Below are 19,684 nucleotides of genomic sequence, written 5' to 3' on the forward strand. Positions count from 1 at the left end.
GAAATCTACTCACTCGTTGTTCAGTTTTCAAAGACCAATTATTTCGTTTTGTTGTTACCAGTTCTTCTCGGCGACAACTTCTATATCATATCATGTTGGCGTCCATTTCGTCAAGAAGTTTTTTTCAACTTCTTTTTCAGTGATGATAACTGACTAATCAATTATCGGCTCACGTTTAATGGGGCGAGATATAATTTATCACAGAAACTATAGCTGAGTCAAATTTATTTTAAGATATTTTTTTGATTAGACATCGCCTAATCACTTACTCCTTCAATTGTTTCTGCTAATAACTAATTGAAGAGCCTTTCGTCACAACCATAAGATGAGTTACGAAGATACCTATAATCACTCTTCCTAGTGCCATGTCGTAAATTACGTATTATCTAGGTCTCCATTTCATGTTGCCCGAACATAAAAAAAGAGGAAAGTCATTAGACTCTCTCCTCCACTCTTCCTACCTACCTCATAGCGTACTATAGAAAATATTATGTTGAGCATGTAAATTCATATTCTCACTCTTCACTTCTTTAATAATCGAACGATATACTAACATACGAAGTACAAGTGGTAGTTCTTCGCTGACGATTTCCAATTCCGGATGTTGAAGTAATTCTCTAACGCTCCACGGCTTTTCACGACTGCCAATCACGCTTATGAGTAGAACTGAACATTCAGCCATCTTGGACAGGACAGAAAACTCACATCCCAATAGAACCAATTCAACCCGTTGTTTCAATGTTTCCTTACTTACCGTTAGTTCTTCATATAGTTTATGAACAGCTGTACTTAATCCTCGCACTTGTTCCCACACTTTATCCTGTGGACGTATCCCTCGTTCAATTAATTCAATCCGTGCCCAGTGATGAAGGGATTGTATGACACTATGATAAGCATCCATAATATAACCTTCACTCATATAACGCTTGCTTTCTAGATACAACCAGAGAAACCGTGAGAATTCTAAGAACATGACTTGATCCCTAAGTGGTTGCTTAAATTCTTCAAATTCCAAAGAAAGATTTGCAAGAACACCTTCCGTATCAATAATAATATCACCCTCTAACAAACATTTTACTAAATTGCACTTCTCACCCTCTATGAGCCAGCGTCTAAATAATCTAAGACTTACATGGAACACCTGACAGACCTTTCCCCCAATGGTAACGTGGTCTACCCTACTCTGTTCTGATGCTTGTACCACTAATATAAGAATATCGTAATCATGAAAAGGAGACCCCTGTTTGTTATGATCATGTTGTTGGCACACAATAGCTCCTAGGGTATCTTCATCTAATACTTCTTTATACTGTAAATACAGGTTTGATAATTTCACAATTTGCCTCCATACATTTCTTGGCGTAAATACGCCATTTCAGTTATACTATATTTCAACATGTATATACGAGTTCCTTCTTGGAAAATGAATTATAATTATTCTATATGATAGGGTGATCATACCATGATGTTTAAGTCTGCAAAAATTAATGCATTTCGTACATGGGGACTATTACTTACGATGATTGGCATGGGACTTATGGTACTAGGAACAGCAGGTATCGTCTTCTGGGGACATTCAGGTAAAATCTTTGCTGCAATAGGTCTAGTCATCGGTCTTATTGCTATGGTTGGTAGCCTTGGTATTTACTTCTGGGCAGGTATGCTATCTACCAGTGCAGTCCAAATCCAATGTCCACAATGCGGTAAATTAACAAAAATGTTAGGTAGAACAGATCGCTGTATGTTCTGTAGAACGATACTAACGATGGACCCAGCAATAGCCAATACCACTGCTGACGCGTTGGAAGAAGAACTTAGCCATTCACCTTCTCAAGGGTAACTTGGAGTTGTATTTCTATAATTGTAATAAAACCGGCATCCTTATCATAAGGATGCCGGTTTTATTATTATATTATACATATTATGATGTCATTAAACTCATATTCAAGTACAGCACTTTAAGGATGAATTGATTTGAGTACTTTCCATGCTTGCTCATTTGCTAAATTTCGGGTCCAAGAAGCAATTCCTCCGAGTTGTAATGATCGTGCTAGCTCCACCCTTGATTTTAAAGATACCTCGTCTTCAATCCATATCTTCTTAAGTACAGCATCCTCTATATATTCAACGTAATTTTGTTTAGGACCCTCTAAATAAGTTGGTTTCAGCTTCTTTGTACGAATAATATCAGCTACAGAATCCATCCCCACAGCTTTAGAGCTAACCTTAGTTTCTCCATCCTTAACCTCTTCACTCCATATCCTAGTGTACATAGGAATTCCCATGATAAGCTTCTCCGGCGGAACTTTGTCTTCTAAGATAATTCGCTGTAAAGCTGCTTCCACCCATGGTAATGAAGACACGGACCCTGCTTTCGGGCTTGCTGCCCAATGTTCATCATAAGCCATGACAATAAGATAGTCGGCAGCTTCTCCAAGGGCTTGTCTATCTAGAAATAGTGACCACATCTCACTTTTCGACTTGGGTGTTACGTCTACCGATATAATAAGCCCTTTAGCTTCCGCAAGCGGCTTTAATTCCCGAACAAATTGCGTTATATTGCTACCGTCCTTCGTATATACATTCTCGAAATCCAGATTAATCCCATCTAACTCGTATAAATCTGCATACTGTAGCATTTGATTGATAACGTTCATCCTACTACCAAAGCTACCCATGGCTTTAGAGGTAATATCAGGTTCAAAACTGTTACTGAGCAAACCCCAGACTTCCATTTGCTTCTTATGTGCCCATTTCACATAATCTAAGTCTGCTTGGCTTCGTACATTCCCTTCACCATCAATGATACTGAACCATGTTGGACTTACGACGTTTACACCTGGAAGTTCACCTATCTTAGCTGGATTAGCTTTCTTCTGATACACAGCTTCCCATACCAGATTAATAGGTTTCCCTTTCCAACTTCGCTCGGCACGTGTAAGAACTTCAGGAGGAGTTGCTACGGTTCTACTTTCCCCCATAACGACTGTATTCTTCTCCATATATCCTGTGTAGCCATTATCCAATTGCACATAGTACCAATCTTCTTCGGTACTCCATACTCTTAACTGAGTACCTGTAGGTACATCAAATATAATAGGAGCATGTATTGAATGGTCTTTGCGCATAGCGATTGTAGCATCTGATTTGCCCGCCTTCACTGTACCCATGGGGATAATTTCTCCAGCTTTCATAAGCTGGACTGCACCTGAATCGATGTCTTCATGCACATCTAACCCGTACAGTTCCTTCAATACACGAATGGGTAAGTACATAATCCCCTCTGACTCTTCAGGAGCAAACCGGAGTTGCGTGATTTCATTGTTAATTTCAGCTTGTTTCTCATCCGGAGTTAAATGCACCAACTTCTCAGAAGTTGTGAGTATAATAGATTTCGTCTCCGCCTCATAACGAATGTGTGGGTCAATTACATCTTGTAATATAGGCAATGGAAGCTTTAAATCCTCACCTGTACCCAATGCAGAATATTCAAGTAGTTCACCTCGTACAAATATGGGACTACTCTTTCCTTTCCAATCTGGTTCAACGTGCTCTGAATTCGGAAGGGTCTTAGTATATAGATAATAACCACCGATCAAAAATAAACAAATCATCAGAAGTGAAGCGAATCGCCTTTTTCTCGTCTTATTACGTCTTGGTTGGTTTCTTCTCAAAGTATAATCCTCCGTAAATTAATGAATGTGAACATAGTAGAATAAAAAATAAAACATGAAGAATCCCCTCTAGGAATCCACATGTTTTATAACGCTGTGTATGTGCTTAATGTTTCTTGCATGTGCCACATACGCCGTAAAGTTCCATCCTTAAGTCTTTCACTTGAAAGCCTGTGGTCTCTTCCGCTACACGCTCAACGTCAACTAAAGAAGGATACATGAAATCTTCAATCTTACCGCACTCTTCACAAATCACATGATAATGATCCGATACATTCGCATCAAAACGACTTGATGAATCGCCATATGTTAATTCATGAACCATCCCGGATTCCGTAAACATCTTTAAATTATTGTATACTGTCGCTACACTCATACTAGGGAATCTAGGTTCTAAAGCACGATATATCTCATCTGCTGTAGGATGAGTCATGGATTCCAATAAGTAGTCTAAAATTGCATGACGTTGGGGTGTGATCCGGACACCGGTCGTTTTTAATTGTTCCAATGCATGTTGGACTCGAGTTCCCATCTATCCCGCCACCTTTTATAAAAGTCATCTAGATTAGTATTATTATTATTATATTACGGTTATTATCTGATAATTGTCAATGAGCTAGCCCTTGCATGAAACTTGGTTATAACTAATAAGAAAGGTTCTATTTTATTGGGAATTTACATTTAAGTCGCTATTGCCTTCCACTCGGATTGAATAGTCGCCCTCTCCAACTGTTCCCAAAATGGTTTTATTTACAATTGTAAATGCCGGTATAGAGGAATGAATATCACCAAAAGTAATCTTGCCATTCAACTTATAATTCGCTTCTAACGGTAAGTACAAATTCATGACTCCTACTGCACTATAAATATCCCAGTTCCCACCGATTTGATATGCATACACAGTTATACCCCCGTTAAGGGATTCCGCTTTGAGACTCATTTGGGATTGGCTCACATAGATATCCCCATTCTTTGTTCTGATATCGACATCACTAAGTGCACGAATAACAGAGATATTTCCTACTTGAGTCAATAATTTAAGTGTGCCCGATGTATCTGTAGCCTCCATGTTTCCTTGACTGGAACTAATATCAGCATCCCCTTCAAGGTTAACAATTCGGACAGCCCCATTTAAAGTTTTACCTTTGACGTTACCTAATACATTGTATAATTCCAACATGCCATTAGCACTTTCCAATGAAATATTCTCGATGGCATTTATATTCTCAAGTTTGATATTCCCATTCATCGTTCGTACATCTAGATTAAAACGTCTATTCTCAGGGAGTGCGATGCTAAGATTCATCCGAGGCTGCCGTTTACCTGATTGTCCATACGCTTTAGATGTCGTTGCAATGTTGATGGTCGCCCCTTCGCTAATCTCAAGTAATGACTGCTCAACGATAGCTTCTCTCTCAGGTCCGGTAATCTGATCGACCCATACTTCAGTTGAAATCTGTATGTTATCAATGGGTTCTCGATGTAATACAATATCACCATTTATATTGTTAATAACGATATTCTCACTATCAAAGGCAACAGGGACATTTTGAACTTCTTTATTAAAACTTCCACCTTCTTGCTCGCTATAATCAACGCCAGATGCTGTCAGATTCAGGCTCACTTTATTCCAGAGATATAAATAGTGTTCTTGTTGAGTGACGATGAATACACTGGCGCACAGAATAATGGCCAATGAGAGACCCTTCATATCAAGCTGCGGTCTAGACCCAGATCCTCTTTCATGCCGCCTAAACCAATAGATAAGAATGGATTCAAGACCCCACATGATCGCTAACATAGGCCACCATTTAAGCAATAGAAGCATATATTCACTCCCTTGCACTTTATCTATGATTAACAGCATCCCTGTTACCATGATCAAAAGTGTTGCTGTATATCGCCCCACGCGAATTTTGTGTTTGCCATTCATTCTTATCCCTCCCCCTGTGATTTCGAAATTCGTTGTATTACCATTTCTCGAATCAACAGTCCTACACCTACAATCACCAATCCAACGGCAATCGTTATCTGACCATGAAGTTCAATGTATCGCTCTAGCCAAGCTGGTTTTTGATAAAATAGAATCAATAACGTACCTCCGACCACAAGTAATATACCGAAAGAAATACTCCCTTCACCCGCAAAAGGATTGTGACGTTTCCGTACCGGATCATTGATCACATCTAGATCCTTATCTCGGAGGGTGATCGTATAGTCTGCCGCTTGAAGTACGTCATATAAATTATAGAAATAAGTAACTGGAATCAATAGACCCAAAAGAATTAATAAGGGCACATTAATGTGCATTCCTTTAGATGAGAAATATAACATTGCTGAGCCATCCAGGATTAGAATGAATAGAAATGTGATCCCCTTTTTAAATAAACCCAAATAGATATGTCCTAAACCAGGTAAAATTGCTGAAAATAATCCCGCTATAAACTTACGTTTACGAGAAAAAAATCTTCGAGTTCGCTTATTGCGATGTTGTAATTTTTCCTTATTGGTGGATGATTGCTGTTGCAAGAGGCTCATCTCATATCCCCTCCTTTACCTTACCTATCACTGAGCTTAAGATTATTAAGATAATACCCCATTACAGAAGTTTAGTAACTGGTAAACAATTGGGTACTGTAATGATAGGCAAATAAAAAACGAGTAATTCCCTCTCGGAAAGTACCCGTTATCGGTTATAAATCGCATCATTCCAAAGAAATCATAGTGACGCCTTCTAACCCTCGAACTTTCGATGATATATGAATCGGATCAAATGATCGTTTGATTAATACATGCATCGTGAGTTCAATCGTCGTCTGTGGAGGTTGAAGCTCCCCATACGGATTAACATTACGTTCGTTCACGATACATTTCTTAATTATGAAGCCCTCTTCTTTAAATAAATGAGACACATCATCAAGAAACCCTGGAGCATTCGTTGCGTGGATCGTGACTAAATGCAGTTTATTCCCCTTAATATATCGCTGTTCAAGCTTATTAAATAAGACCAAGGTCAATAGAATTAACACGGTTGTCGTAATCGCGGCAAAATTGAAGCCTGCCCCTACCGAAAGTCCCAACGCCGCTACAACCCAGAGTGACGCAGCCGTCGTTAACCCAGTAATCGATTTCCCTGTAAATAGAATCGTCCCCGCCCCAAGAAATCCAATACCTGTAATCACTGCTGATGCCAGACGCGCCGGATCCATTCGAATATTCATTTCATTCGCAAATTCTGCGAATCCATAAATCGAGAGCATCATAATTAGAGCCGAGCCCAAGCACACCAGTATGTGTGTACGAAGTCCTGCTGCACGATTTGAGCTCTCTCTCTCCAACCCGATGAGTCCTCCTAACAACATAGATAGTAATAAACGTAATAGAATATGCAGATCATCGATCAGCCATGGATTATGCACACTGCACCTCCCTTAAGTAATAAAGATTCGTTAGTTACACATGATTATGTTGCTGTCTATGAAAAGTGGTCAATTCAATCTTTGGTACTACTTCATAGGTATCAAACGGAATAAAGCCATATTTCAGATACAGCGCAAACGCAGGAGTATTACATGTGCCTGTTGATACAATAAATAACGGCGTATCCTTATGATCATCTAACACGTACTGAATTAGCTTGCCTGCAATACCCTTGCGAAGATTAGCCGGCTTTACCATCATCCGAGTAATCGTCATTGTTCCAGTAGCCTCACTAATGATAGCTATTGCTCCCTGCAGTTCACCATACTCATCCACCTCACCAAAGAATGTTTCTCCACACTGACTAAGCGTTTCATAGGTATCCAACAGCGGAGGAATTTCGCTGAATCCAATTATTTCGGCTTCAAGTCGATAAGCAACTTGTTGTAGACGCCATATTTGATGCACCGTATCTTCATGATCTAATAAAAGTTCTATGATCATTTATCATTCTCCATTCCATGAACTGATACCTACCTGAGCTTGTATACAAGAAGAAACGGTTACCGTCCCATACCGGGCGGATATCCGTCTCTGAGGAAATATAAGAATTAGCGTATCAAATTTCTTATATTTAAACAAAAGGGCTTGTCAACATCGACAAGCCCTTTAGCCTTAGCGGCTTAAAACTTCAACAATTAATTTATTTGCGAGCGCTGGATTAGCTTTCCCCTTGCTCTCTTTCATAACTTGACCAACAAGGAATCCAATCGCCTTCTGCTTACCGGCGTTATAATCTTCTACCGATTGTGGGTTAGCCAATACTACCTGCTCCACAATGCTAAGGATCGCTCCTTCGTCACTGATCTGTACTAGACCTTGTTCTTCCACGATCTGCTCCGGTAGCTTCCCACTCTCAAGCATCTCTTTAAATACGGTTTTGGCAATTTTATTACTGATCGTCCCCTTCTCAATGAGACCGATCATCTCACCAAGCCCCTGTCCAGTAACCTTCACACCAGATAGTTCTAAGTTACTGCTGTTTAGATACCCTAGCAGGTCACCCATAATCCAGTTCGATACGGCTTTGGCATCACTTGTATACTTCAAGCTCTCCTCGAAGAAGTCTGCAAGTGGTTTGGAAGCGGTAATAACGGATGCATCATAACTTGGAAGACCATATTCAGTCGCATATCGTTCTTTACGTGCGTCAGGCAATTCAGGAATAGATGCACGTATCCGCTGTTTCCATGCATCATCAATATGTAACGTCACGAGGTCTGGATCTGGGAAATATCGATAATCATGGGCTTGTTCTTTCCCACGCATACTGATAGTCTTTCCTTGTCCTTCATCCCAACGTCTTGTTTCCTGTACTACGACTCCACCATCATCCAAAATTTCAGCTTGGCGGAATTCTTCATATTCCATACCCTTCTGTACACCACGGAAAGAGTTCATATTCTTCAACTCTGCTCTTATTCCGAATTCTTCCTGTCCGTATGGACGAAGACTAATATTAGCATCGCAACGAAGGGAACCCTCTTCCATCTTCACATCAGAAACTTCGCAATATTGCATGATCGCTCTGATCTTCTCAAGGTATGCGCGAGCTTCTTCAGGTGAAGAAAGCTCTGGTTCAGATACGATCTCGACAAGAGGGGTACCTACGCGGTTAAAGTCCACCAACGAAGCATATCCACCATCGACATGCGTCAGTTTGCCCGCATCTTCTTCTAAGTGAAGACGAGTAATCCCAATTCTCTTCGTCTCACCGTTCACTTCTATATCAATCCAGCCATGTTCACCAATCGGTTGGTCAAACTGAGATATTTGATAGGCTTTAGGTGAATCTGGGTAGAAATAGTTCTTTCGATCGAATTTACTTCTGTCACCAATGGTACAGTTAAGCGCCATCGCTGCTTTCATTGCATAGTCCACCGCTTGGCGATTCAGCACCGGTAATACACCGGGATGTCCAAGACAGATAGGACAAGTATGGGTGTTCGGTGGTGCTCCGAATTCGGTCGAGCAGCCACAGAAAATTTTGGAATTGGTATGTAGCTCGACATGGACTTCCAGTCCGATGACTGTTTCATATTTGGATGTAGACACGCCTTATTCCCTCCTCTTCTATCTAGATAGAATGAACAAAAGACGAGTTCTCATATTCATGATGTTATCCATAGAATATGGGAAGTGTAAACTTTAGTTCAATCTATATGGACCGTTATACGTTAGGTCGTTTGGTATGATGATCCGTGTGCTGTTCGAAAGCATGCGCTACACGCAGCACCGTAGATTCATCGAATGATTTACCGATAATTTGCATCCCTACAGGGAGTCCGTCTGAGAAACCACACGGAATACTTACTGCAGGCACGCCTGCAAGACTTACCGGAATGGTTAGAATGTCATTCAGATACATCGTAAGTGGATTATCTAATTGAGACCCTAGTTTAAAGGCTGTTGTAGGCGCAGTTGGTCCGATGATAATATCATATTTCTCAAATACCTGATCAAAGTCACGTTTGATCAATGTACGAACTTTCTGTGCTTTTAAATAATAGGCATCATAATAACCAGAACTTAATGCATAGGTACCAAGCATGATACGACGTTTAACTTCTGGTCCGAACCCTTGACTACGAGACTCGTGGTAAAGATCGAGAAGGTTGCTTGGGTTATCCGCACGAACACCATATCGTACACCATCAAATCGTGCCAAGTTAGAAGAAGCTTCAGATGATGCAAGCAAATAGTAGGTAGCAACAGCGTACTCAGTATGTGGTAAAGAAACCTCTTCCCATACGGCACCTAGTCCCTCAAGGACTTTCAATGCATCCATAATCTTCTCTTTAACCGCTGGGTCCACACCTTCGCCAATATACTCCTTCGGAACAGCGATCCGAAGTCCTTTAACGTCTCCAGTCAAAGCACTTAGATAATCAGGAATATCTACATTAGCGGATGTTGAATCCATGGAATCATAACCTGCAATAGCCTGCAATACGTATGCGGAATCTTCTACATTCTTCGTTACAGGTCCGATCTGATCTAGAGAGGAAGCAAAGGCTACCAAACCAAAACGAGACACCAATCCATAGGTTGGCTTTAAGCCGACAACGCCACAGTAAGATGCTGGTTGACGAATAGAACCTCCTGTATCAGAACCAAGCGTGAAGTAAGCTTCTCCTGCTGCCACAGAAGCAGCGGAACCTCCACTAGACCCTCCTGGTACATAATCCAAATTCCACGGATTATGAACAGGATGAAAACTTGAATTCTCATTAGATCCACCCATCGCGAACTCGTCCATGTTCAACTTACCAAGGATAACAGAATCGGCATGACGCAGTTTCTTCGTTACGGTAGCATCATATACAGGATTGAAATTGCTAAGGAACTGACTGGCACAAGTCGTACGTAGTCCTTCTGTCACAATGTTATCCTTAATACCCACAGGCAATCCGAACAACAATCCCCGGTCCCCACCTGCAATCAGTTGGTCGTCTAGTCTACGTGCTGTAGATCTAGCCTTTTCTTCGTCAAGTGTAAGATAGGCTCCCACGCGGTCATCACGTTCTTGGATTGTCTTGAATGCCTGATCTACCAAATCGGTAGGAGACAACTCTCTGCCATTCATCTTGTTATGTATTTCAGACAATGTATAATCAAACAGGCTCAAACGGTATTCCTCCCTTCAATAATAAAACGCTATTCCAACACTGCTGGAACTTTAAATTGTCCGTCTTCATGCTCTGGTGCATTTGCGAATACTTTGTCAATTGGAAGACTCTCACGTTGTTCATCCTCACGCATAACATTGCTAAGATGAAGAACATGTGTTGTTGGCTCAATGCCTTCTGTATCCAATCCATCCAGCTTCTCTGCATATTGTAAAATCGCATTCAACTGCTCAGTAAACACTAATTCTTCCTCTGAGCTCAAGTTAAGTCTGGCAAGCTTGGCTACATGTTGAACATCTTGGGTCGATATATTCATGTAATTTCAATTCCTCCCTATTCTTTCTCAATTAGTACAGGATTAAAGCCTCAACCCTCAGGATAATGTTTATAATTATAGGATAGAACCTTTCACAATTCAATCACAAGGAACCAAGATCCTTATTCTTCCCATGTTTTACGCAAAAAGAGTCGGCATAAGCCGACTCTTTTTATATCCATGCACGAAGATTTACTTGTTTAATAAATTCTGCTTGGGACAAAGCTTCTGGTGAGATCATCTCGCCTTCCTCAACAGGTTCTGGTTCGCCATTCATCACGTGATGAAATAGCTCCTCATTATATGTCGCCAATGCATAATCGATTAGCGCTTCTTGTGTTGTACGCTCTACTTCCTCTTGCAAGAGCCGCTCTTCCAGCTCAACATCATCATTAGGCACGAAAAAATTGCGATTCACTTTCGGTACACGAATGACATAGTCAAATGCGTTGTCGGGATTGCGGTCATAAGCAATAATATAACCATATTCACCGATCGGAAGATTCTGCTCAAAGGCGTCATCGACGATTACAATTTTTTCCCCAATAAGTAGCATCGTCTACCTCCTAGATGTCAATAAGATACTCAATAGTCTACTAAAAAAAGATAGTGGTGTCTATGGTAGCTATTAAGATGACCTCATTGCTAGTTAGGAAGCACTCGCTTTTGAAGAAGACGAGCTGCACTAAGAAGACAAACTACAATGATACCTACGGTGATCAAGCAGCAAATAATAACGGAAGATACGGAAAGTGTATTCCCAATCAATACCTCCGCTGCAAGGGATGACAAACGTGCTGGACTCCAGGTGAACCAAGTAGGAAGAAGGCTATTTAAGAGCGAAAGTAGTGCTAGAATAGCTAATGTGACAAAGGCCGCTCCCGCTCCTCGCAGAATTGTACTAAATAGAAGTGTAATGGTCATAGCTAATATGAGCCACAGACCATACAACCCAAACGATGCTAACCCACTTGTCCAAGATAAAGATCCAATCATTTGATAGGTATAGTAGAACGAAGCTATGTATCCAAAACCAAAGGCAATAAGTAGCTGTGTACATTGAGCAAACCATTTAGCAATCATGATCGAAAAAGATGAAATAGGTCTTACCATGATTAGTTCCGCAGTTCCCCCGTGGCGTTCACCCGATACACTGTTCATACCTGCAAGTACAAGGATGAGAACGCCCATCGTACTATATTGGCTCAATACTTGAACCATAACCATCGCAGATGAAGGTGTCTCATATAATGAGAGCATCTCAGGTGGGACTCCCCCTGACATCTCCAATATCTCCGGCATAAATACGCTAATTATGGGTTGGGTGATTCCTAATATTGCAAAAACGATAGGAATCCATATAAGTTTGAAACTTCGAGACATGTCTAGCATTTCTTTTCGATAAAATATCCAAGTAGATCTCATTGCGCACTCACCACTTTCACGAACATATCTTCTAAGGAAGAGCTTCCTGCTTCGAATCTCACAAGAGGTATCCGATTCTCCGTAGCCTCTCTCATGAGCTCGTCTCTAGCCGATCCCAGATCATGAACCGTTAATTCTGCAATGTCGGCTTTAATATCTGCTTGTATCACATAAGGTTTACTCTTCAAAGAATCAAGCCATAACAACGCCTCACGTTCCCTTTCCACTTGTACAATCACAAGCGGCTGACGATGCTTCTCTCTTAATGAGCTAAGTGATCCTTGCTCAACTAAGCGTCCCTTCGCCATCACCAGGATGTCATCACAAATTTCCTCTGCATCATGTAGGACATGTGTTGAGAAAAGAACCGTTGTCTCTTGTCTAATTTCACGAAGAAGATTAATCACTTCTCTCCGTCCAATGGGATCGAGAGCAGAGACAGGTTCATCGAGGATTAACAGCTTCGGTTCATGAATAAGTGCCTGTGCAAATCCTAGACGCTGCTTCATCCCCCCAGAATAGCCAGATATCCGACGTTTCGCTGCATCTTGTAAGCCAACCTTCGAAAGTACAGCTTCAGTTCGTTTACCAATTTCTTTCTGTTCCATTCCACTAAGTCCCGCTGCAAATCGAATATATTCTTGTCCGGACATCCATCCATAAAATGTAGGATTCTGAGGTAAATAACCAAGCCACTTCCGATAATCTGTAACCCCCTGCTGTTCATCAAAGATGATTTCACCTGAAGAAGGCTCTAGAAGTCCTGCAAGCATCCGTAATGTTGTTGTTTTGCCAGCACCATTGGGACCTAGTAGCGCAACACATTTACCTTGCTCCAGTTGAAATGTCAAACCTCTCACAGCATTTTCCTTACCGAAATTCTTCTTCAAATCAGTCACTTGTAGTAGAGACATCACGCATCTTTCCTTCCAATAACGAAGTAGAGGATGCTTCCTAGCATATTTCCAAATATAATGATTAGAACCCACATCCATTTAGGGCCACGTACCTCCGAAGCTTTATATAGCGATATCAAACCAATTACGGCAAGGACAAGTTGTAGAATCAAGATGGGTAAAATTAAAGACCAGTTTATTGATAAATCCATGTTAATCATCCTTTCTTCCATGGGATTTCTTACGACGCTCATCCGGTAATCTAACGAAAAACAGGTATAATAATAATGGTATAGGGATATAAACCATCCCCCATAGACCCCAAAACCACCGCCATTTCCCCCGTTTACCAGCATCTATAAACAACCACGTCCCTTGGATCAAAAGGAGAGGTACAAGCGTTACGATGAGCCATATGGGTATTTCCTTAAGTTCATTCATAATTTCACTCATCCTAAATCCTCTCTTCTTCGATGAATGATAAAGTGTAACACCAGAACGAAAGCCGCAACAAAACTCATTCCCTGTATCAACCAAACAATCCAAGGAGCCGAGTAAGCTAACAATGCCCCGCTACCTATCACGAATAATGAGACTAACCAGAACAACAGCAACTCCAACATCATAGACTTCCGACGCCGTTGTAAGCGTTCATGAATATGACCTTTCAAATATTCTTTGGAAGGTATCGAAGGATGATCAAGTATATGATCCATTCTGTCTAAACTTTGGCGTAATCCTGTGAGGAATATCTCATCCTCAGTTCCTTTCTCATCTTTCCTATCCATGGTTAACTCATCTCCTCTCTTAATTGGCGAACGCCTGTGGCAACTCTTGACTTAACCGTTCCGGAGGGAATAGATAGCATCTCTCCAATCTCCTCGTAGGTATAGCCATAATAGTGTTTAAGTAGCACCGTTACCCGATGTTCTGAAGATAAATTTGCTAAAGATTCAAGTACGTCGTTCCATTCCTCGTTCCTGCTCTCAAACTGCCACCGAATTCGACGAATCCCTCGCTCTTTAAAAAGCCAATTCTTCTCTCTCTTCTTACGGCGCATCTGATCTATATATATACGAGTACCCATCGTCATCAGCCAAGAAGAGAAGGATGAGGAACCATCATGAAGGCGTATCTTCTCGATACATCGGAGTATGGTGTCTTGAGCGAGATCCTCTGCCATCGCAGGATCCATCGTGACCTTCACTAAGTATTTATACAGAAAAGAGTAATGTTCCTGTATTAGCTCTGCTAGAACATCAGCATCTCCTTGCTGCGCAAGTTTAACTTTATTGCGTTCCTCTGTCTTCATCTTCAATCCTCACTTCCATCAGCGACAAAGATAATACGAATAGGTTGGCCGTTTCGTTCATTTGTCTTTCATAAAATACAAAAAAAAGCTCAAGTCTAAAACGGTGCTTATAAAGTATTGATTGATATAGGTCGTAGCGAAGGGGGCGAATTGTACTGTAGAAGCGTCAGCGGTCGCCTACAAGCTTTCCGTAGGAAAGCTACTCCGAAAGCATAAGCTTGCCATGGGATTTCCACCGCTATAAGCGGTATATAATCAAGAAATCTGATGGCAACAGCGATCGTAAGAACAATCCGTCACCGTAGCGGTCATCCTACTCAACATTTTTAAGCACTAGTTTTAGTATTGAACAAAAAAACTCCACAACAAAATAAAACACGCAAACCGGGATCAATTCCGCAGCTTGCGTGCTTTTTTCATTGTGAATCAAATAACTAACCCGATTGTAACCATTTTGTCATTAAATGTACAGGTAAATATTACCGTTAACATTCACTTTGCTCGTATCTGACCTAGAAGTTATACATACGGGTTATTTGAACGTTCATACCCTATCGTCGTACGAGGACCGTGGCCCGGATATACTTTCACTTCATCCTTAAATGTAAACAACGTATTGTGTATCGAATCGAACAGATCCCGCTCTCTCCCACCATGAAGATCGGTACGCCCTACCCCAAGCTTAAATAACACATCACCTGAGAAAAGATGATCTCCACATAGGAAACTAACACTACCAGGCGAATGACCTGGCGTATGGTAACAGGCGAACTGATGGCCGATAAGGTCCAATTGCTGCCCACCAGCCAAATCATACTCCGCAGGATCGGTGGATAGAGGTTGTGATACCTGTGACCACATCAATGAGCCGTTCAACTTAGGGGATGTCAGCCAATCGCTTTCTAAATCATGTAAATAGACTGGGCATCCTTTGAGTTTACGAATCTCATCAACGCCACCCATATGATCGAAATGAGCATGGGTTAACAGAATGGCTTCGATCTCTAAGTTCTCTATCTTTTTGATAAGAGCACCAGGGTTCATACCCGGATCAATAATAATGGCTTTGCCTGTTTCTTCATTCGTTAATAAATAGGCATTCGTCTGTAAAGGCCCTAAGGAGTAACTATCAATTTTCAACATATCTTCTTATATTCCCGATATCAATTCGCGCAGTTCTTTAAGAATAGCTGCACGGACATCGACTCCTTCTCCATATGCCTCAATCATTTGCGAACGTACAATAGCCATGTTCTCGGCATAGTCTGATGCTTCACGATCTGGATTCTCTTGTTTGAATGAAATCATATACTCTTGAACATGTTTCGGACGAGGTCCCCAAGAGCCCAGCACATGTCCGCCTGTATCTACGAAGATAACCACAGGAACTGATCTTCCGCCGAGTGTAAGGAACTCGTCCATGACATCAAAGTTTTCTTCAAGAATTAATACTTCCGTAGGGATACCAGCAGTCTCTAACGCATGGAAGACCACAGGTATATTGCGCACTACATCTCCGCACCAATCTGCAGCAAGAATAAGTACACGAATATCATCACGATGATTCAAACTTCCGAAAAATTCACGTTCTGAAGTACTGTCCCATACGAATTCATCATAGTTAGATTGGAACGTCTCTTTATTCTTTTCCATACCATCCATAAACTGTTGAGGCGAAATACCCGTTCTAAGTTTGTCTGCTAAATTTGTTCTCATGAATTGATTCCTCTTTTCTTGGATTTAACCCATTTCATTAAGAAATACACAATTAATAATGCAAGTGCAACTAAGAGAATTGGCGTAACATAAGGACCCGCCACTTCATCAATTGTCTCCCATTTCGCACCTAAATAATGCCCGAGATATACAAACAAGAATGTCCATGGAATAACGGCTAGTGTCGTTAAGAGTGTGAATTTACCTAGATGCATACGAGACATTCCTGCTGGAATCGAAATCGCATGTCGAACGATCGGAATAAACCGAGCTGTAAAAATCACGCCTGTGCCGTACTTATTAAACCATGCTTCTGAAGCGTCAATTTGTTTCTTATGAATAAAGATGTATTTACCATATCTCTCAAGTACAGGTCGACCGCCATAACGACCAATCCAGTACACGAATATTTGAGCTACCACTCCGCCAATGGTTCCAAATAATACTGCTCCAAAAAAATTAATATGTCCTGTAAAGACCAGATAACCACCATAGGCAAGTACAATTTCACTAGGGATGACTTCTACCATCAATCCAATCATAATTCCGAAATAACCTAAACTTTGAATCCAATGAAATAGCTGATTAACAATTTCCGAAATGAACTCCACTCCGTCCCCTCTTTCATTAAGTATTCTGTATATAATGGTTAAAAACTCCTATTCCTAATTTCTATTCTAACATAGGAAAGGACATACCTTCTAGTTGAGCCCAATTAACAATTGAAGGGTGTCTTCCGTCTATCTATATGCATACGTTGTGGATGAAAGGAGTGAGGATTTATGCCCCCTAATCACACAGCGAAGAATACTAGACCCCTTCCTACTCCACGTGGCATACGTAGAGCCTGTAGCAAAGAACTATACCGTACCCTCAAACGGATGAAGACACATATTCCAGCTCCATTACTGAAGCAAGGTGAAGAATTATACTATCGGAAAGTAATCGGTAAGCTGATCTGGATTCACGAAAACAGTAGCAATCGTAAGTTACTATACCAGTGGTGGGAAAGTGACGTCAGTGAAGAACTTGCTACACTATGGGAAGTCGATCAAGGGAAGCTGTGTCTTGCATTCCGTGATGCTTTTGGAGGCTAATAGTTAGATGTCATGAATCGGGCAGCGATTGTGCCAACATATCCAGTTGACTGCCCCATTCCTCAGCCTCCTTAGTTAATAAGAATTTTCTATCATTATGTAGTTCTTCATCTTGTCTCGATAAATCTTTCACCATTTGTTTGTATTTATTGTAGTGGCTGACCCCTATTCGAATCAACCGATAGGATTCAATCTTATTTCCCATCGCCATTTGATCACGTGAAAGAGTCAGTAATTGCTCAAGACTGTAACTTTGTTTACCGACGTTATATGGATCTAAGAAATTACTTATAGACAACCACTTTATGAAAAGCTCACTTTCTCCCAGTTCTCCATAAGTGTAAGCTAACTTCCATACAAGCCCAGGGTGTTGAGGAGCGTAGGACAAGCTCTTTGTTAGTACTCCTATCCCTTCTTCTGGTGAAGAAATACGGACCAATTGAAGTGCTGCATCTGTGTTCATCGGATTCCAAACCAAGGATGAACGAAGTAGCTTTCGGGAAATTTCTGAATCTTTAGACTGTAAAGCTTGTCTTTGTAGCGAACTACTCATCTCTGCGCGTAGGGATAAACCAGCCAAACTTATGGTTGTACATAACACCAGAACACAGATTACCTTATGCATGACCTGTTTTGAATGGTGTTGCGTAGCGATAGATTCTACATTAATTACTTTAGAATGTTCAACGCGATTACGTTGAGAGAATCCCCATGCCGCTAACCAAAAAATAAGAATCCATACGAGACCAAAACTCCAATCAAAATCTACCGCTGCATGTAGAACCAACACCAAATATGGGGGCACTAGCACACGATATTGCTTATACAATATCCATCCGATGCCAATCAACATGAACACCACGATCACAAAACCAACAATTCCGGTATTCAACAGCATATCGAGATATCCACTGTGAACTTCACTTCCTACATAAGGCTGCGATTGTATCTTAGGATATGACATTCGCCAAGTAGACCCACCTTGTCCCAACCATGGTGCTTGTTGTATTAACCTCCACGCATCTCGATAAATGATCCAACGAGCGGATACCGTACCATAATTAGCTGTTATCCGATCTACCACCGTGAACCAGACCGTGATACAACTCGCGGTCCATAAGCCCACCGCAAACAACATTGTTGTGAGGCTACGAATTTGGAGGTGGTGGCGGCTTTGGTACAGCCGCCACAGCCCTAGGCCGGCTATGCTGCTGCCGGCCCAAAGCCCAGCCAGCCATAGCAGGCTGGGCCAAGGAACTGGAGCCAGCTGCACCTCTGCCAGCTGGCGGTACAGCAAAGCCGCGCCTAAGCATGGCGCGGCGGCAAGCACGAGCGGCGGCGTAAGCCTCCGCCGCTCAAGCACTAAACCTGCGGCCGAGGCCACGCCGGCCGCAAGCCAAGCGCCGCGCGACTCGCTGAGGAGCAGCGCGGCGGCATAAGGTGCTACCGGCAGGATGCCAAGTAGCACCTGCCATGTAGAGGGCCGCTTCTGCATAAGCGGCGCTAGCGCGAATAGCCGCTCCAGTAGGAAAGCGGCCATGATTGCGCCGAATGTGTTGGGATACTGTAGCATCCCTGCTAGTCTTGCACCTGTGGCACTTATGCCGGGGTTCAACGTATACACGATATTATGAGGGATATTCACAAGCCCATAGATATCAAAGATTGCACTTAATGAAAGGAATAACCCCATACCATGCCATCCTATCTTTAGAAAAGTTCTCCCCTCTTTCTTACATCCAACATAATATGCCATTACGGCAACCGTCCCATAACAACCCCATCTCAAGAACTCAACGAAAGTTCCCTGAGCTGATAGAGGTTGAGAGAATCCGTGTATCCCATAGAGTATCATCAGAAGAAAAGGACAAGTAAGTACGAGTATATCGGGAAGTACAGTTACCCTCTCCCAAACCCTATAGCTCCGAATCAGAACCGAGAATCCTAACACAAGAGAGATCATGCTGACTCCAAGCACGATGGGATATAGATCTGATGCAAAAAAAATACCTGTCTGAAAGCAGCAAATAGCCCCCATAGCAAGCAATCCCATAGCAGATAGTTTCCACTCCCAATTCTTCATACGATATACCCGCTTTCATCATTTCCTTATATCTACACAAAAAGCCGCCCAGCGCG

At 41.7% G+C, this 19,684-nt stretch carries 23 protein-coding genes; 2 read left to right on the forward strand and 21 right to left on the reverse strand.

Translation table 11 applies throughout. The annotated features are described in order from the left end of the window. Positions 1-466 precede the first annotated feature (466 nt). Positions 467-1,336: a nucleotidyltransferase-like protein gene (locus BW961_RS20100; RefSeq protein WP_068591590.1), complete on the reverse strand. Its 870-nt coding sequence runs from the start codon at positions 1,334-1,336 to the stop codon at positions 467-469. A gap of 126 nt (positions 1,337-1,462) precedes the next feature. On the opposite strand from BW961_RS20100, the gene BW961_RS20105 reads away from it, so the two are divergent. Further along, positions 1,463-1,840, forward strand: coding sequence for a YgzB family protein (locus BW961_RS20105; protein WP_068591588.1), 378 nt, complete (start codon positions 1,463-1,465; stop codon positions 1,838-1,840). A gap of 118 nt (positions 1,841-1,958) precedes the next feature. Here the strand turns inward: BW961_RS20105 and BW961_RS20110 are convergent, their stop codons facing one another. The 19 genes from BW961_RS20110 to uptA form a co-directional block, all read right to left on the reverse strand. Beyond that, entirely contained in the window at positions 1,959-3,674 is a 1,716-nt protein-coding gene (locus BW961_RS20110; protein ID WP_068591586.1) for a glycosyl hydrolase family 18 protein, read from the reverse strand. A 106-nt stretch (positions 3,675-3,780) separates the two neighbouring features. Next, a complete protein-coding gene (perR, locus tag BW961_RS20115) occupies positions 3,781-4,206 on the reverse strand; it encodes a peroxide-responsive transcriptional repressor PerR (protein WP_068591584.1) in 426 nt (141 codons plus the stop codon). A gap of 132 nt (positions 4,207-4,338) precedes the next feature. Next, positions 4,339-5,607: a DUF4097 family beta strand repeat-containing protein gene (locus BW961_RS20120; RefSeq protein ID WP_068591582.1), complete on the reverse strand. Its 1,269-nt coding sequence runs from the start codon at positions 5,605-5,607 to the stop codon at positions 4,339-4,341. 2 nt (positions 5,608-5,609) lie between these two features. After that, on the reverse strand, positions 5,610-6,212 hold the full coding sequence (locus BW961_RS20125) for a hypothetical protein (protein WP_068591580.1): 603 nt from the start codon (positions 6,210-6,212) through the stop codon (positions 5,610-5,612). Positions 6,213-6,379: 167 nt separating this feature from the next. Next, a complete protein-coding gene (locus BW961_RS20130; protein ID WP_068591578.1) occupies positions 6,380-7,093 on the reverse strand; it encodes an MgtC/SapB family protein in 714 nt (237 codons plus the stop codon). A 34-nt stretch (positions 7,094-7,127) separates the two neighbouring features. Then, positions 7,128-7,598, reverse strand: a complete 471-nt coding sequence (locus BW961_RS20135; RefSeq protein WP_068591576.1) for a GNAT family N-acetyltransferase — start codon at positions 7,596-7,598, stop codon at positions 7,128-7,130. Between the two features lie 171 nt (positions 7,599-7,769). Further along, entirely contained in the window at positions 7,770-9,209 is a 1,440-nt protein-coding gene (gene gatB, locus BW961_RS20140; protein WP_068591574.1) for an Asp-tRNA(Asn)/Glu-tRNA(Gln) amidotransferase subunit GatB, read from the reverse strand. A 115-nt stretch (positions 9,210-9,324) separates the two neighbouring features. After that, complete coding sequence (gatA, locus tag BW961_RS20145; protein ID WP_068591572.1) at positions 9,325-10,782, reverse strand: Asp-tRNA(Asn)/Glu-tRNA(Gln) amidotransferase subunit GatA; 1,458 nt, start codon at positions 10,780-10,782, stop codon at positions 9,325-9,327. Between the two features lie 29 nt (positions 10,783-10,811). Next, positions 10,812-11,099 (reverse strand): Asp-tRNA(Asn)/Glu-tRNA(Gln) amidotransferase subunit GatC, encoded by a 288-nt coding sequence (gene gatC, locus BW961_RS20150; protein ID WP_068591570.1) that lies wholly within the window; start codon positions 11,097-11,099, stop codon positions 10,812-10,814. 172 nt (positions 11,100-11,271) lie between these two features. Further along, positions 11,272-11,655, reverse strand: coding sequence for an ATPase (locus tag BW961_RS20155; RefSeq protein WP_068591566.1), 384 nt, complete (start codon positions 11,653-11,655; stop codon positions 11,272-11,274). Positions 11,656-11,744: 89 nt separating this feature from the next. Next, the gene (locus BW961_RS20160; protein WP_068591564.1) at positions 11,745-12,524 is read right to left on the reverse strand and encodes an ABC transporter permease; all 780 of its coding nucleotides are present in this window, start codon (positions 12,522-12,524) and stop codon (positions 11,745-11,747) included. Continuing rightward, positions 12,521-13,438 carry an ABC transporter ATP-binding protein gene (locus BW961_RS20165; protein ID WP_068591562.1) on the reverse strand — a complete coding sequence of 306 codons (918 nt, stop codon included), beginning with the start codon at positions 13,436-13,438 and terminating at the stop codon, positions 12,521-12,523. Before BW961_RS20165 ends, BW961_RS20160 begins: the two co-directional genes overlap by 4 nt. After that, positions 13,438-13,632, reverse strand: coding sequence for a PLD nuclease N-terminal domain-containing protein (locus BW961_RS20170; protein ID WP_068591560.1), 195 nt, complete (start codon positions 13,630-13,632; stop codon positions 13,438-13,440). Before BW961_RS20170 ends, BW961_RS20165 begins: the two co-directional genes overlap by 1 nt. 1 nt (position 13,633) lies before the next feature. Further along, positions 13,634-13,873, reverse strand: a complete 240-nt coding sequence (locus BW961_RS20175; protein WP_280175214.1) for a hypothetical protein — start codon at positions 13,871-13,873, stop codon at positions 13,634-13,636. Beyond that, positions 13,870-14,208: a YxlC family protein gene (locus BW961_RS20180; RefSeq protein ID WP_068591557.1), complete on the reverse strand. Its 339-nt coding sequence runs from the start codon at positions 14,206-14,208 to the stop codon at positions 13,870-13,872. Before BW961_RS20180 ends, BW961_RS20175 begins: the two co-directional genes overlap by 4 nt. Before the next feature lie 2 nt (positions 14,209-14,210). Next, positions 14,211-14,732 (reverse strand): RNA polymerase sigma factor SigY, encoded by a 522-nt coding sequence (gene sigY / locus BW961_RS20185; RefSeq protein WP_068591555.1) that lies wholly within the window; start codon positions 14,730-14,732, stop codon positions 14,211-14,213. 519 nt (positions 14,733-15,251) lie between these two features. After that, positions 15,252-15,875 carry an MBL fold metallo-hydrolase gene (locus BW961_RS20190; protein ID WP_068591553.1) on the reverse strand — a complete coding sequence of 208 codons (624 nt, stop codon included), beginning with the start codon at positions 15,873-15,875 and terminating at the stop codon, positions 15,252-15,254. 6 nt (positions 15,876-15,881) lie between these two features. Next, entirely contained in the window at positions 15,882-16,448 is a 567-nt protein-coding gene (locus BW961_RS20195; protein WP_068591551.1) for a thioredoxin family protein, read from the reverse strand. Then, a complete protein-coding gene (uptA, locus tag BW961_RS20200) occupies positions 16,445-17,059 on the reverse strand; it encodes an undecaprenyl phosphate transporter UptA (protein WP_068591550.1) in 615 nt (204 codons plus the stop codon). The genes BW961_RS20195 and uptA overlap by 4 nt, the downstream gene beginning before the upstream one ends. A gap of 171 nt (positions 17,060-17,230) precedes the next feature. Here uptA and BW961_RS20205 point away from each other — a divergent pair, with 171 nt between their 5' ends. After that, entirely contained in the window at positions 17,231-17,545 is a 315-nt protein-coding gene (locus tag BW961_RS20205) for a dehydrogenase (protein WP_068591548.1), read from the forward strand. Positions 17,546-17,555: 10 nt separating this feature from the next. Here the strand turns inward: BW961_RS20205 and BW961_RS20210 are convergent, their stop codons facing one another. Next, complete coding sequence (locus BW961_RS20210) at positions 17,556-19,628, reverse strand: O-antigen ligase family protein (RefSeq protein WP_068591546.1); 2,073 nt, start codon at positions 19,626-19,628, stop codon at positions 17,556-17,558. Positions 19,629-19,684: the final 56 nt, after the last annotated feature.

The sequence above is a fragment of the Paenibacillus macquariensis genome (genome assembly GCF_900156375.1).
GTDB classification, from domain to species: domain Bacteria; phylum Bacillota; class Bacilli; order Paenibacillales; family Paenibacillaceae; genus Paenibacillus_AQ; species Paenibacillus_AQ macquariensis.